The 13,802-nt window shown below is 70.8% G+C and carries 10 protein-coding genes and 1 pseudogene; 3 read left to right on the top strand and 8 right to left on the bottom strand.

Features of this window, described 5'->3' with window-relative positions; translation table 11 throughout:
- Window positions 1-3: 3 nt before the first annotated feature.
- The 3 genes from BJ965_RS11305 to BJ965_RS11315 all read right to left on the bottom strand — a co-directional run bounded on the left by BJ965_RS11305 (window position 4) and on the right by BJ965_RS11315 (window position 3,592).
- Window positions 4-870 (bottom strand): alpha/beta fold hydrolase, encoded by an 867-nt coding sequence (locus BJ965_RS11305; RefSeq protein ID WP_184908534.1) that lies wholly within the window; start codon window positions 868-870, stop codon window positions 4-6.
- A 73-nt stretch (window positions 871-943) separates the two neighbouring features.
- Window positions 944-2,575: an L-glutamate gamma-semialdehyde dehydrogenase gene (gene pruA, locus BJ965_RS11310; RefSeq protein ID WP_184908535.1), complete on the bottom strand. Its 1,632-nt coding sequence runs from the start codon at window positions 2,573-2,575 to the stop codon at window positions 944-946.
- A gap of 90 nt (window positions 2,576-2,665) precedes the next feature.
- Window positions 2,666-3,592: a proline dehydrogenase family protein gene (locus BJ965_RS11315; RefSeq protein ID WP_184908536.1), complete on the bottom strand. Its 927-nt coding sequence runs from the start codon at window positions 3,590-3,592 to the stop codon at window positions 2,666-2,668.
- A gap of 152 nt (window positions 3,593-3,744) precedes the next feature.
- Between BJ965_RS11315 and BJ965_RS11320 the strand changes: the two genes are divergently transcribed.
- Both BJ965_RS11320 and BJ965_RS11325 read left to right on the top strand, forming a co-directional pair.
- Window positions 3,745-5,382 carry a helix-turn-helix domain-containing protein gene (locus tag BJ965_RS11320; RefSeq protein WP_184908537.1) on the top strand — a complete coding sequence of 546 codons (1,638 nt, stop codon included), beginning with the start codon at window positions 3,745-3,747 and terminating at the stop codon, window positions 5,380-5,382.
- Between the two features lie 124 nt (window positions 5,383-5,506).
- Window positions 5,507-6,004: pseudogene (locus BJ965_RS11325) on the top strand (ATP-binding cassette domain-containing protein); the annotation flags it as partial.
- On the opposite strand, the gene BJ965_RS11330 reads toward BJ965_RS11325, so the two are convergent.
- On the bottom strand, window positions 5,991-6,569 hold the full coding sequence (locus BJ965_RS11330) for a TetR/AcrR family transcriptional regulator (RefSeq protein ID WP_184908538.1): 579 nt from the start codon (window positions 6,567-6,569) through the stop codon (window positions 5,991-5,993). The pseudogene BJ965_RS11325 and the gene BJ965_RS11330 overlap by 14 nt on opposite strands.
- An 86-nt stretch (window positions 6,570-6,655) precedes the next feature.
- Here BJ965_RS11330 and BJ965_RS11335 point away from each other — a divergent pair, with 86 nt between their 5' ends.
- Window positions 6,656-8,197, top strand: coding sequence for an MFS transporter (locus tag BJ965_RS11335; RefSeq protein WP_184908539.1), 1,542 nt, complete (start codon window positions 6,656-6,658; stop codon window positions 8,195-8,197).
- A 60-nt stretch (window positions 8,198-8,257) separates the two neighbouring features.
- Here BJ965_RS11335 and serA read toward each other — a convergent pair whose 3' ends face one another.
- The 4 genes from serA to BJ965_RS11355 form a co-directional block, all read right to left on the bottom strand.
- Window positions 8,258-9,847, bottom strand: a complete 1,590-nt coding sequence (serA, locus tag BJ965_RS11340; RefSeq protein ID WP_184908540.1) for a phosphoglycerate dehydrogenase — start codon at window positions 9,845-9,847, stop codon at window positions 8,258-8,260.
- Window positions 9,848-10,280: 433 nt separating this feature from the next.
- Window positions 10,281-11,279 (bottom strand): ketol-acid reductoisomerase, encoded by a 999-nt coding sequence (gene ilvC / locus BJ965_RS11345; RefSeq protein ID WP_030851456.1) that lies wholly within the window; start codon window positions 11,277-11,279, stop codon window positions 10,281-10,283.
- A 121-nt stretch (window positions 11,280-11,400) separates the two neighbouring features.
- A complete protein-coding gene (gene ilvN / locus BJ965_RS11350) occupies window positions 11,401-11,925 on the bottom strand; it encodes an acetolactate synthase small subunit (RefSeq protein WP_003993148.1) in 525 nt (174 codons plus the stop codon).
- 21 nt (window positions 11,926-11,946) lie between these two features.
- Window positions 11,947-13,797, bottom strand: a complete 1,851-nt coding sequence (locus BJ965_RS11355) for an acetolactate synthase large subunit (RefSeq protein ID WP_184908541.1) — start codon at window positions 13,795-13,797, stop codon at window positions 11,947-11,949.
- Between the last annotated feature and the right edge of the window lie 5 nt (window positions 13,798-13,802).

A 13,802-nucleotide genomic window follows, 5' to 3' on the forward strand; every position in this document is an offset into this window, starting at 1 on the left:
CGGTTATCCGGGCCCGAGGCCCGCGCCCACCGCCTCCCGGAAACCCTGTGGATCCTCCACCCACGGCAGGTGACCGGCCTGCGGGAACGTCACCCGCGTCACGTGCGGCAGGGCCCGCTCCAGCGAGTCCACCGCCGAGCGCGGCCGGATGTCCTCGGCCCCGTCGACGATGAGCACGGGCACCTCCAGGCCCGCGCAGGCGGCGTACAGGCCGGGAGTGCCGCAGACCCTCCTCGCCGCGGCGTTCAGCCGCTTGTTGCACGCGGAGTTGATCCCGAGCCAGGGGTCGGCCATCCGCTCGGCGTGCTCCGTCGCCCGGTCGGCGTCCGGGAACTCGGCCGACCAGTGCAGGACCGCCCATTCCCGCTCCCGGGCCTCGTCGCGCTTCGGCGTGTCCGTCAGCTCCCGCCGGAGGACCAGACGTTCGAGCCGCTCTCCGAGCCGGGCCCGCTGGTTCTCCTTGTACGCGCCGTGCCAGTCGCTGTCCGGGCCGATGCCTGTACCGCTGACGTAGACCAGCGTGCCGACCCTGTCCGGGTGGGCCAGTGTGTAGTGCAACGCCAGTTGCGCGCCCCAGGAGTGGCCGAGCAGCGCCGTACGGTCCAGCCCGAAGTGCCGTCGTACGGCGTCGAGATCGGCCACGAAGCGTTCGACGGTCCACGGCCCGTCGCAGGGTTCCGAGCGCCCGCAGCCGCGCTGGTCCCAGCGGATCACCGTGGCGAGGTCGCCGAGCAGTCCGGCGACGTCGTCGAACATGTCCCACAGTCCGGGGCCGCCGTGGCAGAGCACCAGGGGCGTGGCGCCCCGGCCGGAGCGCTGGGCCCACAGTCGTACGCCGTCCCCGGTGGTCACGGTCTCCGTCTTGGTCATGGCCCCAGTGTTTCCGCCGGGCATGCCGACGGGCCAGGCCTTTTCGGCCTGGCCCGTCGGGCGCCGCGGGGTGTCAGCCCATGTGCGGGTACGTGTAGTCCGTCGGCGGGACCAGCGTCTCCTTGATGGCGCGGGTCAGGGTCCAGCGCATCAGGTTCTGCGGGGCGCCGGCCTTGTCGTTGGTGCCGGAGGCGCGGCCGCCGCCGAAGGGCTGCTGGCCGACGACGGCACCGGTGGACTTGTCGTTGATGTAGAAGTTGCCGGCCGCGTAGCGGAGCTTGTCGGCCGTGTAGGCCGCCGCCGCGCGGTCGTTCGCGATGACCGAGCCGGTCAGGGCGTAGTCGGAGACGGACTCCATCTGGGTCAGCATCTCGTCGTACTTGTCGTCCTCGTAGACGTGCACGGCGATGATCGGGCCGAAGTACTCGGTGCGGAAGACCTCGTTCTCCGGGTCGGTGCACTCGATGACGGTCGGGCGCACGAAGTAGCCCACCGAGTCGTCGTAGGTGCCTCCCGCGACGATCGTGCAGGTCGGGTCCTCCTTGGCGCGGTCGATGGCGGCCTTGTTCTTGGCAAAGGCACGCTCGTCGATGACGGCGCCGATGAAGTTCGACAGGTCGGTGACGTCACCCATCTTGATGCCGTCGACCTCGGCGGCCAGCTCCTCCTTGAAGCCGGAGTTCCAGATCGAGGCGGGGATGTACGCCCGGGACGTGGCGCTGCACTTCTGGCCCTGGAACTCGAAGGCGCCGCGGGTGAACGCCGTCTTCAGGATCGCCGGGTCGGCCGACGGGTGGGCGACGAGGAAGTCCTTGCCGCCGGTCTCGCCGACGAGGCGCGGGTAGGTGCGGTACTTCTCGATGTTGTTGCCGACCGTCTTCCACAGGTACTGGAAGGTGGGGGTCGAGCCGGTGAAGTGGATGCCGGCGAGGTCGCGGTGCTCCAGGGCGACCTTGGAGACCTCGATGCCGTCACCGGTGACGAGGTTGATGACGCCCTTGGGCAGACCGGCCTCCTCCAGCAGCTGCATCAGCAGCACGGCGGCGTGGGTCTGCGTCGGGGACGGCTTCCAGACGACGACGTTGCCCATCAGGGCCGGGGCCGTCGGGAGGTTGCCCGCGATGGCGGTGAAGTTGAAGGGCGTGATCGCGTAGACGAAGCCCTCGAGCGGGCGGTGGTCCAGACGGTTCCAGACGCCCGGGGAGTTGGCCGGCGGCTGCTCGGCCAGCAGCTTGCGGGCGTAGGAGACGTTGAACCGCCAGAAGTCGATCAGCTCGCAGGGCGTGTCGATCTCGGCCTGCTGGGCGGTCTTTGACTGGCCGAGCATGGTGGAGGCGGCGAGCGTCTCGCGCCAGGGGCCGGACAGCAGCTCGGCGGCGCGCAGGATGATCGCCGCGCGGTCGTCGAAGGCCATCGCACGCCAGGCGGGCGCGGCGGCCAGGGCCGCGTCGATGGCGTCCTGGGCATCCGCTTGCGTGGCGTTGCGGTACGTGCCGAGCACGGCCTGGTGGTTGTGCGGCTGGACGACCTGGAAGGCCTCGCCGCCGCCCATCCGCTTCTCGCCGCCGATGGTGCAGGGCAGGTCGACGGGGTTGTCGGCCAGCTCCTTCAGCCGGGCCTCCAGGCGGGCCCGCTCGGGCGAGCCGGGGGCGTAGCCGTGCACCGGCTCGTTGACGGGGGTGGGGACCTGGGTCACAGCGTCCATGTTTTCCGTAACTCCTTACTGAGCGGTGATTCGGTCTCGGCCCTTGACGGGCTCCAGGCCCTTCAAGGGCTCTCGCCCCTCGAAGGGCTGTCAGCCCTTGGTGAGCATGCTCCGGGCGAAGAAGCGCAGGTTGGCCGGCTTCTCCGCGAGTCGGCGCATGAAGTAGCCGTACCAGTCGGTGCCGTACGCGGTGTACACGCGCATCCGGTGGCCCTCGGCGGCCAGCCGCAGGTGCTCGTCGGTGCGGATGCCGTAGAGCATCTGGAACTCGTACTCGTCGAGCTTGCGCCCGGCCTGGTGGGCGAGCTCCTGGCCGATCGCGATCAGGCGCGGGTCGTGGGACCCGATCATCGGGTACCCCTCCCCCTCCATCAACGTGCGCAGAATACGGACGTATGCCCGGTCGATCTCGTGTTTGTCCTGGTACGCGACCGAGGCGGGCTCCTTGTACGCACCCTTGACCAGACGGACCCGGCTGCCGCTCGCGGCCAGGCGGCGGGCGTCGGCCTCGGTGCGGAACAGGTACGCCTGGATGACGCAGCCGGTCTGCGGGAAGTCCTTCCGCAGCTCCTCGTGGATGGCGAACATCGAGTCGAGGGTGGTGTGGTCCTCGGCGTCGAGCGTGACCGTGGTGCCGATCTCGGCGGCGGCCTCGACGACCGGGCGGACGTTGCTCAGGGCCAGCTCGTGGCCGCCCTCCAGTGTCTGCCCGAACATCGACAGCTTCACCGACATCTCGGCGCGGGTGCCGAGCTCCAGCGGCTTGAGCCGGTCGACGAGTTCCAGGTAGGCGTCCCGGGCGGCGGCGGCCTGCGCGGGGTTGGTGATGTCCTCGCCGACGACGTCCATCGTCAGTTCGAGGCCGTGCTCGGCGAGGTCCCGGACGACGGGGACGATGTCGTCGACGTCCTCGCCCGGGATGAAGCGGTCGACGACCTGCTTGGTCACCGGTGCCGCCGAGATCAGGCGTCGCATCCGGTCGCTGCGGGACGCGGCGAGAATCACGGGACCCAGCACGGGGCACCTCCAGAGCACAAGCAACGTGAAGGCCGGACCCCTCGCGGATGGCGCGTCGGGTACGGCACGGAGAACCACCGTGAAACCTAAGGATCCCTCCGATCGTCGGCCATCGACAGCTGTCACGCATTCGTGCCGCAGATCTCAGACAGATGTATGAGGGGCTCGGAGAAGTGCGCGACAATGCCCGGGTGACGTCGGAACACAGGGGCGACTACGAGGAGCTGGTCGACGAGATCTCGGAGCTGCTCGGCGCGCCCGCGACCCTGGAGAACCGGGACTTCGAGCTGATCGCCTTCGGCGCCTACGACAGTGAGGGCGACCTCGATCCGTCGGCCCTGGACCCGGTGCGCACCCGCTCGATCCTGACCCGCCGCTCGACGGCGGCGGTCCGGGCGTGGTTCGAGGGCTTCGGCATCACCCGGGCGACGGGCCCGGTCCGCATCCCCCCGACACCGGAGGCCGGGGTCTACCGGGGCCGGATCTGTCTGCCCGTCCGCCACCGGGGCGTGGTGCACGGCTACATCTGGCTCCTGGACGACGATCCCGGCCCGAGCGAGCGCCAGCTCACCGCCGCCATGCGGGTCACGGCCCGCATCGGCGCCCTGCTCGCGGACGAGGCCCAGCACGGCGCCGACCTCAGCCGCGAGCTCCGGGCCGTGCTCACCGCCGAGCGCGGCTGGCAGAGCGACATGGCCGTCGCCGAGCTCCGCACCGCTCTCGGCCCCCGCGCCGACGACCTCCACACGGTGCTCTGCGTCGCCCCCTGGCCCACAGCCGACCCCGACGACGCCCCGTCGGTCCGCACGATGCCGGGCGCGACAGCCCTGTGCACGCTGCCCTGGGGGGCCGCGTCCCAGTGCGTGGCCGTCCTGATCCGCCTGCGCTCCTCGGACGTACTGACTCCGGCGACGACAGCGGCAGCCCGCCTGCTGGAACGGGCGGGCGGGGCACGCGGCCCGGGCAGCGCCACCGCGCCGCCCGCGAGCGGCACGGCCTCGCGAGGGGTGAGCGGCAGCGCCTCGGGCGCAGCAACCGGCAACACCCCGGGCGGGGCGACCGGCAACTTTTCCCGCGGAGCGGCCGGCAGCACCCTGGGCGGAACGACCAGCAGCACCTCGCACGGAGCGACGGGCAGCGCTTCGAGGGGAGCAACCGCCGGCGCCTCGGGCAGACCGGCCATCGGCACTCCGTCGCCCGGGGCACCCGGAGCAACCGCAGCGCCCGGAGCAACCGGCTCGCCCCCTCACGGACCGGCCGACGGCCCCCGCAGCGCCGCCGGTGCCCGGGCCGGACAACCCGGGGCTTCTTCCACCGGACCGGCCGGCGGGCCCCCGCGCGGAGCGGCCAGCCCCGCCGCCGGCATCGCAACGCCCCGCTCCGGCCTCGCCGAGCTGGGAACAGCGTGGCGGGAGGCCTCGGCAGCCGCTCGGGCCGCGTCGGCCGAGCCCCGGCTGGGGCCCGTCGCCCAGTGGGCGTCGATCGGGCCGTTCCGGCTGCTCACCGCGCTGCCACCGGAGGTGGCACGCGACCCGGCGGTGCACTCCCTGCTCTTCCCCGTCCACCGGGAACTCGCCCGTACGGCCGAGGTCTACCTCGACTGCGCCGGTCAGGCCGCCCGGGCCGCCGCCGAGCTGGGCATCCACCGCCAGACCCTGTACTACCGCCTGTCCCGGATCGAGAAGCTCACCGGCCTGGACTTGGACGACGGCGAGGACCGCCTGCTGCTGCACATGGCGTTGAAGGGGGCCCGGCTCGCACACGGGCAGGACATCGGGCCCTCCGGGTGAGCCCGTCGCCCGAAAGGGCGGTTTGAGGACAGACCGGCGCACCGTGGCCGCCGGGCCGAGTCCGGGGCGGGATCCACACCCGCGCGGCCGACGCGGTGGGCAACGCCACCGGTCGCGGTGTCATTTCGAGGGGCGGGAGTTGACGTCTCTCAGCGAGCGCGAGCTGCGCCCGCTGCGGCCCCGCATGCAGCCCGTCTTCCAGGACCCGTACGGCTCGCTGAGCCCCCGCCACCGCATCCGCGACGCCGTCACCGAACCCCTGAAGGTCCAGGGCCGCTGGCATCCCGCCGACGGGCCGGCCCGGGTCGCCGAACTCCTCGACCGGGTGGGCCTGGATCCCGCGTACGGCGACCGGTACCCGCACGAGCTCTCCGGCGGCCAGTGCCAGCGCGCCGGCATCGCCCGCGCCCTGGCGTCCGACCCGCGCCTGCTGGTGCTCGACGAACCGGTGTCATCGCTCGACCCGTCGGTACGCGCGGGTGTGCTGAACCTGCTCGCCGACCTCCAGGACGACCTGGGCCTCGGCCACCTGTTCATCTGCCACGACCGGTCGGTGGTACGGCACTTCGCGGACCGGGTCGTCGAGATGCGCGAGGGCCGCGTCGGCGTCACTTCGGCGTAGCGGCCTCGATCACCTGGCGGAGCCCCTCGGCGAGCTGCCCGGCCTCGGGCGCGGTCTTCGGATCGAAGATCCACTGCGCCATGACGCCCATCATCAGGGTCAGGTAGAAGGCGCCGAGGGTGTCGACCTGCTCCTCAGGGACGTCCTCCTCGTTCCCGCCGTGGAAGAGCGTGATGATGCCGCGCGCCCCCTCCCGCTGGGCCCGCGCGAGATGGTCCCGCACCTCCGGCAGCTGGTCCCCCATGGCCACGATCTCCATGCTGAGCCGCCACATGGACCCGGGATCACGCATGGTCGCGATGATGTTCGCCCACACCTCCGCGAACCGCTCCAACGACCCCGGCTCGCCCCGCAGTTCACCACCCCCCTCGAACGCGTCGGACATGCCCTCCACCATCTCGACGTACGCCTGCGCGAGCAGCGCGTCCTTCGAGCCGTAGTGGTAGCCGATCGACGCCAGGTTGGTGCCCGACTCCTTGACGATGTCGCGCGCGGTGGTGCGCAGGAAGCCCTTCGCCAGCAGGCAGCGCTTGGCGCCCTCGAGCAGATCCTCACGGTGTCCCATGGCATGCCACCCTAACGCAGGATCCAGACAGACGTATTAAACAATCGTACTAGACAAGCGTTTAGTACGCTCGTACAGTCCTGCCCATGACGACGAACCCGCACCCTCCCGCCCGCGCCGGCCGCCGTGAATGGACGGCTCTCGGCGTGCTGATGCTTCCGCTGCTGCTGGTCTCCATGGACGTGTCCGTCCTCTACTTCGCGATCCCCGCGATCAGCGCCGACCTGGAGCCGAGCGCCACCCAGCAGCTGTGGATCTTCGACATCTACGGTTTCGTGCTGGCCGGCCTGCTGATGACGATGGGCTCGCTCGGCGACCGCGTCGGCCGTCGCAGGCTCCTGCTGATCGGCGCCGCCGCCTTCGGTACGGCCTCCCTGGTCGCGGCCTACGCCACCAGCGCCGAGACCCTCATCGCAGCCCGCGCGGTCCTCGGCATCGGCGGCGCGACGCTGATGCCGTCCACGATGGCGCTCGTGCGCACGATGTTCACCGACCCCGCCCAGCGCACCAAGGCGATCGGTATCTGGTCGGGCGTGATGACGGCCGGCATCGCGCTCGGCTCGGTGATGAGCGGGGTGCTCGTCGAGCACTTCTGGTGGGGCTCGGTCTTCCTGGTCAACCTGCCCGCGATGCTGCTGCTCCTGCTGCTCGGCCCGGTCCTGCTGCCCGAGTCGCGCAACCCCCGCCCCGGCCGCTTCGACCTGCTGAGCGTCCCCCTGTCGATGGCGGCGGTGCTCCCCGTGATCTACGGTCTGAAGGACCTCGCGTCCGAGGGCTGGAACGTGCGGTACGCGATGTCGGTGAGCGCCGGTCTGCTCTTCGCCGCGCTGTTCGTCCACCGCCAGCGCACGGCGGCCTCCCCGCTGATCTCGCCGGAGCTGTTCCGGGGCCGCGGCTTCAGCCCGGCCGTCGTCCTCAACCTCGTCGCGGCCTTCGGCATGATGGGCTCGGCCTACTTCACGACCCAGTACATCCAGTCGGTCCTTGACAACAGCCCTCTCGAGGCCGCGCTGTGGAGTCTGCTGCCGTCGGTGCCCATCGGACTCGCGGCCCCGGCCGGCGCCCACCTCGTGCGGCGGGGCGTTCCCCGCGCGTACGTCGTCGGCGGAGGCTTCGCCGTCTCGTCGTGCGGCTACGTGATGCTGGCCCTGGCCGGCACCGACTCCCTGTGGCTGCTGCTGGCCGCGTGCGCCGTGCTGGCCTGCGGGATCGTCACCGTCATGTCCCAGGTGGCCGACCTGGCACTGAGCGCCGCCCCGGTGGAGAAGGCGGGCGCGGCGTCGTCCCTGCTGGAGACCGGCACGGAGTTCGGCGGCGCGTTGAGCATGGCGTTCCTCGGCTCCATCGGTACGGCCGTCTACCGCCACGAGATCCCGGACTCGGCGCCCGCCGCGGCCCGCGAGACCCTGGGCGGCGCCCTGGCCGTGGCCGACCGGCTCCCGGGGCGCGCGGGGGACGCCCTGGCCACGGCGGCACGCGAGGCCTTCACCAGCGGCATGCACACGGCGGCGGTCACGGGCGCGGTGCTGCTGGCCGGTGCGGCGGCAGCGGCGGCGGTGACCCTGCGGCGGGTGCGGGTACGCGAAAACGCCGGACAGGCTGATGAGCTCAGCCCGTCCGGCGTGTGAGCACGAGACCGTTCAGAGTGAACGGGGGGGTTCCCGGGGGCGCGAGCCCCCGGCGGCACGTCAGGCCAGGTTGACGGAGCGAGCCGAGGTCGCCCCGATCTCCTCGGCCACCTCGGCCAGCACGGTCGCGGTCACCGTGTCGTCCACGGTCAGCACCGCCAGCGCCTCGCCGCCGGCCACCGCCCGCGACACCTGCATGCCGGCGATGTTGAGACCCGCCTCACCGAGGATGCGGCCCACCGTGCCGACGACACCGGGGCGGTCCTCGTACTTCAGCACGATCATGTGGTCGGCGAGCGCGAGGTCCACGTCGTAGTCACCGACGGCGACGATCTTCTGGATGTGCTTCGGGCCGGCCAGCGTGCCGGACACCGACACCTCCTCGCCGTCGGCGAGGGTGCCGCGCACCGTGACGACGTTGCGGTGCTCGGTCGCCTCGGAGCTGGTGGTGAGACGCACCTCGACGCCGCGCTCCTGCGCGAACAGCGGGGCGTTGACGTACGACACCGTCTCGTCGACGACGTCCTCGAAGACACCCTTGAGCGCGGACAGCTCCAGCACCTTCACGTCGTGCTGGGTGATCTCGCCGTAGACCTCGACGTCGAGGCGGACGGCGACCTCACCGGCGAGCGCGGTGAAGATCCGGCCCAGGCGCTCGGCGAGCGGCAGACCCGGCTTGACGTCCTCGGCGATGACGCCGCCCTGCACGTTCACCGCGTCCGGCACGAGCTCACCGGCGAGGGCGAGCCGCACGGAGCGGGCCACGGCGATACCGGCCTTCTCCTGCGCCTCGTCGGTGGAGGCACCGAGGTGCGGGGTGCAGACGACCTGGTCGAACTCGAAGAGCGGGGAGTCCGTGCAGGGCTCCTTCGCGTACACGTCGAGACCGGCACCGGCGACCCGGCCCTCCTTGAGGGCGGAGTACAGCGCCTCCTCGTCGACGATCCCGCCACGGGCGGCGTTGACGATCCGCACGCTCGGCTTGACCTTGCGCAGCGCCTCGTCGCCGATGAGGCCGACGGTCTCGGGGGTCTTGGGCAGGTGGACGGTGATGAAGTCGGAGACCTCGAGCAGCTCGTCCAGCGACAGCACCTTGACGCCCATCTGCGCGGCGCGGGCGGGCTGGATGTAGGGGTCGTAGGCCACGACCTTCATGCCGAACCCGGACATGCGCTGGGCGACGAGCGCACCGATGCGCCCGAGGCCGACGACACCGAGGGTCTTCTCGGCCAGCTCCACACCCGTGTACTTGCTGCGCTTCCACTCGCCGTTCTTCAGCGCGGCGTTGGCCTGCGGGATGTGGCGGGCGGTGGCGACGAGCAGACCACAGGCCAGCTCGGCCGCGGTCACGATGTTGGAGGTCGGGGCGTTGACGACCATCACGCCGGCCTTGGTGGCGGCGGAGACGTCCACGTTGTCCAGGCCGACGCCGGCTCGTGCGACGACCTTCAGCTTGTTCGCGGCGGCGATCGCCTCGGCGTCGACCTTGGTGGCCGAACGGACCAGGATCGCGTCCACGTCGGCGATGGCCGGGAGCAGTTCGGCCCGGTCCGCGCCGTTGCAGTGCCGGATCTCGAAGTCCGGGCCCAGGGCGTCGACGGTGGCGGGCGACAGCTCTTCAGCGATGAGTACGACGGGTTTCGAGCTCACGTGAGTCCTCACAAGTCCAGTGCTGCGGACGGCCGTCCCGACGGCCGCAGGCGGTGGAGGGGTGGAGCGGCGCCGGAGAGGTTCGGGTGCGTTCCCGCGGCGTTCGGTGCGTGCTCTCGGCGTGCCGGCTGGAGGTCCTCGTAGCAGAGCTACCAGGGCCTTCGGCCGGTGCCGCGAGAGTGCGTGCCGGGCGGCGTGGGGGCGTGCCTGCACTTCTCCGGTGTCGCTTGGCCGCGTTGGAGACGCACGACGCTGTGGGCCTGACGCGTATGTGTGCAGCAGTCTAGTGGCGCATGGGGCGTCGTCCTGTGCCGCTGCGGAAGGATCACCCGTCCGTGGCCGGACGGGATGGACAACGCCTCACTGCCCGACGTTACCCGGGGTTCGCCGAAGGGGCCGGAGCGGGGATGCTCCGGCCCCTCGGGCAGGCGGCTTACGCCTCCTCGTCGACCCAGCTCATGAGCTTGCGCAGCTCCTTGCCGGTGGTCTCCAGCAGGTGCTCGGAGTCCTGCTTCTTGTACTCGTTGTACTTCTTCAGGCCGCCGTGGTACTCGTCCATCCACTGCTGCGCGAAGGTGCCGTCCTGGATCTCGGCGAGGACCTTCTTCATCTCGGCCTTGGTGGCGTCCGTGATGATCCGCGGGCCGGTGACGTAGTCGCCCCACTCGGCGGTCTCGGAGATCGACCAGCGCATCTTCTCCAGGCCGCCCTCGTACATGAGGTCCACGATCAGCTTCAGCTCGTGCAGGCACTCGAAGTAGGCGATCTCCGGCTGGTAGCCGGCCTCGGTCAGGGTCTCGAAGCCCGCCTTGACCAGCGCCGCGGTGCCACCGCAGAGGACGGCCTGCTCACCGAACAGGTCGGTCTCGGTCTCCTCGGTGAAGGTCGTCTTGATGACGCCGGCGCGGGTGCCGCCGATGCCCTTGGCGTACGACAGGGCCAGCGCGAAGCCGTTGCCCGTGGCGTCCTGCTCGACGGCGGCGATGCAGGGAACGCCGCGGCCCTCCTCGTACTGGCGGCGGACCAGGTGGCCCGGGCCCTTCGGGGCGACCATGCAGACGTCGACGCCGGCCGGGGGCTTGATGAAGCCGTAGCGGATGTTCAGGCCGTGGCCGAAGAACAGGGCGTCGCCGTCCTTCAGGTTGTCCTTGATGTGCTTCTCGTAGACCTCGGCCTGGATGGGGTCCGGGACGAGGATCATGATGACGTCGGCCTCGGCGGCGGCCTCCGACGGGCTCACCACGCGCAGGCCCTGCTCCTCGGCCTTGGCCTTGGACTTGGAGCCCTCGTGCAGACCGACGCGGACGTCGACACCCGAGTCACGGAGCGACAGCGCGTGGGCGTGGCCCTGGCTGCCGTACCCGATGACCGCGACCTTGCGGCCCTGGATGATGGACAGGTCGGCGTCGGCGTCGTAGAACAGCTCGGCCACTTTGGGTTCTCTCCTCGGGAGTGCAGGTGTTGCGTCCCACCGTATGACGGGGGGCGGAAGGGAAGTCTCAGGGTCTCGGAATACGGGCGGCCGACGGCGCGCCGACCGCCCGCTTCAGGTCTTACGCCGACCGGTCCAGGGCGCGCAGCGACCGGTCCGTGATGGATCGGGCACCGCGGCCGATCGCGATCGTGCCGGACTGGACGAGCTCCTTGATGCCGTACGGCTCCAGCATCTTGAGCATCGCGGTCAGCTTCTCGCCGGACCCGGTGGCCTCGATGGTGACGGCCTCCGGGGAGACGTCGACGGTCTTGGCGCGGAACAGCTGGACGATCTCGACGATCTGGGAGCGCGTCTCGTTGTCGGCGCGCACCTTCACCAGGACGAGTTCGCGCTGCACCGCCTGCGACGGCTCCAGCTCGACGATCTTCAGCACGTTGACGAGCTTGTTGAGCTGCTTGGTGACCTGCTCCAGCGGCAGGTCCTCCACGCCGACGACGATGGTGATGCGGGAGATGTCGGGGTGCTCGGTGACACCGACCGCGAGCGAGTCGATGTTGAAGCCGCGGCGGGAGAACAGGGCGGCGATCCGGGCCAGGATGCCGGGGGTGTTCTCCACCAGGACGGAGAGCGTGTGCTTGGACATGATCTGCTTCCTTTACGGCTCTCAGTCGTCTTCGTTGTCGCCGAAGTCGGGGCGGACGTCCCGGGCGGCCATGATCTCGTCGTTGGAGGTGCCGGCGGCGACCATCGGCCACACCATCGCGTCCTCATGGACGATGAAGTCGACGACGACCGGGCGGTCGTTGATCGAGTTCGCCTCCTCGATGACCTTGTCGAGGTCGTCCGGGGACTCGCAGCGGATCGCGTAGCAGCCCATGGCCTCAGACAGCTTCACGAAGTCGGGGACGCGGGTGCCGCGGGCCGTCGGGTTGACGTCGTCCGGGCCGGAGTGCAGGACGGTGTTGGAGTACCGCTGGTTGTAGAAGAGGGTCTGCCACTGGCGGACCATCCCGAGGGCGCCGTTGTTGATGACGGCCACCTTGATCGGGATGTTGTTCAGGGCGCAGGTGGTGAGCTCCTGGTTGGTCATCTGGAAGCAGCCGTCGCCGTCGATCGCCCAGACCGCCTTGTCCGGGGCGCCGGCCTTGGCACCCATGGCGGCCGGCACGGCGTAGCCCATCGTTCCGGCGCCGCCGGAGTTCAGCCAGGTCGCGGGCTTCTCGTACTGGATGAAGTGCGCGGACCACATCTGGTGCTGGCCGACACCCGCCGCGAAGATCGTGCCCTCGGGGGCGAGCTGTCCGATGCGCTCGATGACCTGCTGCGGGGAGAGCGAGCCGTCCTCGGGCTGGTCGTAGCCGAGCGGGTAGGTGTCGCGCCAGCGGCTCAGGTCCTTCCACCAGGCGCTGTAGTCGCCCTGGTGACCCTCGCTGTGCTCCTTCTGGACGGCCTGGATCAGGTCGGCGATGACCTCGCGGGCGTCACCGACGATCGGCACGTCGGCGGCACGGTTCTTGCCGATCTCGGCCGGGTCGATGTCCGCGTGGACGATCTTGGCGAACGGGGCGAAGCTGTCCAGCTTGCCGGTGACGCGGTCGTCGAAGCGGGCTCCGAGGGCGACGATCAGGTCGGCCTTCTGCAGCGCGGTGACGGCGGTGACCGCACCGTGCATGCCCGGCATTCCCACGTGCAGCGGGTGGCTGTCGGGGAATGCGCCGAGCGCCATCAGGGTGGTGGTGACGGGCGCTCCGGTGAGCTCGGCGAGAACCTTGAGCTCTGCGGTGGCGTGTGCCTTGATGACACCGCCGCCGACGTAGAGGACGGGCCGCTTGGCCTGGGTGATCAGCTTGGCGGCCTCGCGGATCTGCTTGGCGTGCGGCTTGGTCACCGGGCGGTAGCCGGGCAGGTCCATGGCGGGCGGCCAGGAGAAGGTGGTCTTCGCCTGGAGGGCGTCCTTGGCGATGTCGACCAGCACCGGGCCGGGGCGGCCGGTGGAGGCGATGTGGAACGCCTGGGCGATGATCCGCGGGATGTCCTCGGCCTTGGTGACGAGGAAGTTGTGCTTGGTGATCGGCATGGTGATGCCGACGATGTCCGCCTCCTGGAAGGCGTCCGTGCCGATCGCCTTGGACGCCACCTGGCCGGTGATCGCGACCATCGGCACCGAGTCCATGTGCGCGTCGGCGATCGGGGTGACCAGGTTGGTGGCGCCGGGGCCCGAGGTGGCCATGCAGACGCCGACCTTGCCGGTGGCCTGCGCGTAGCCGGTGGCGGCGTGACCGGCTCCCTGCTCGTGCCGGACCAGGACGTGGCGCACCCGGGTCGAGTCCATCAGCGGGTCGTAGGCCGGGAGGATCGCACCGCCGGGAATGCCGAATACCGTGTCGGCGCCGACCTCCTCGAGAGAGCGGATGAGGGACTGCGCGCCCGTCACCTGCTCGGGGGCGGAGTGTCCTCCGGATCGGGGCCGGGGCTGCGGGTGGTGGGCCCCGGTGGCCTGCTCGGTCATCGGCATTCTCT

It is taken from the genome of Streptomyces luteogriseus (assembly GCF_014205055.1).
Lineage (GTDB): Bacteria > Actinomycetota > Actinomycetes > Streptomycetales > Streptomycetaceae > Streptomyces > Streptomyces luteogriseus.

Excerpts from the sequence above, each read along its gene's own strand:
- BJ965_RS11335 (WP_184908539.1), top strand. The coding sequence starts at position 6,656 with ATGACGACGAACCCGCACCCTCCCGCCCGCGCCGGCCGCCGTGAATGG.
- BJ965_RS11320 (WP_184908537.1), top strand. The coding sequence starts at position 3,745 with ATGTATGAGGGGCTCGGAGAAGTGCGCGACAATGCCCGGGTGACGTCG.
- BJ965_RS11305 (WP_184908534.1), bottom strand. The coding sequence starts at position 870 with ATGACCAAGACGGAGACCGTGACCACCGGGGACGGCGTACGACTGTGG.
- BJ965_RS11330 (WP_184908538.1), bottom strand. The coding sequence starts at position 6,569 with ATGGGACACCGTGAGGATCTGCTCGAGGGCGCCAAGCGCTGCCTGCTG.
- ilvN (WP_003993148.1), bottom strand. The coding sequence starts at position 11,925 with ATGTCCAAGCACACGCTCTCCGTCCTGGTGGAGAACACCCCCGGCATC.
- pruA (WP_184908535.1), bottom strand. The coding sequence starts at position 2,575 with ATGGACGCTGTGACCCAGGTCCCCACCCCCGTCAACGAGCCGGTGCAC.
- BJ965_RS11355 (WP_184908541.1), bottom strand. The coding sequence starts at position 13,797 with ATGCCGATGACCGAGCAGGCCACCGGGGCCCACCACCCGCAGCCCCGG.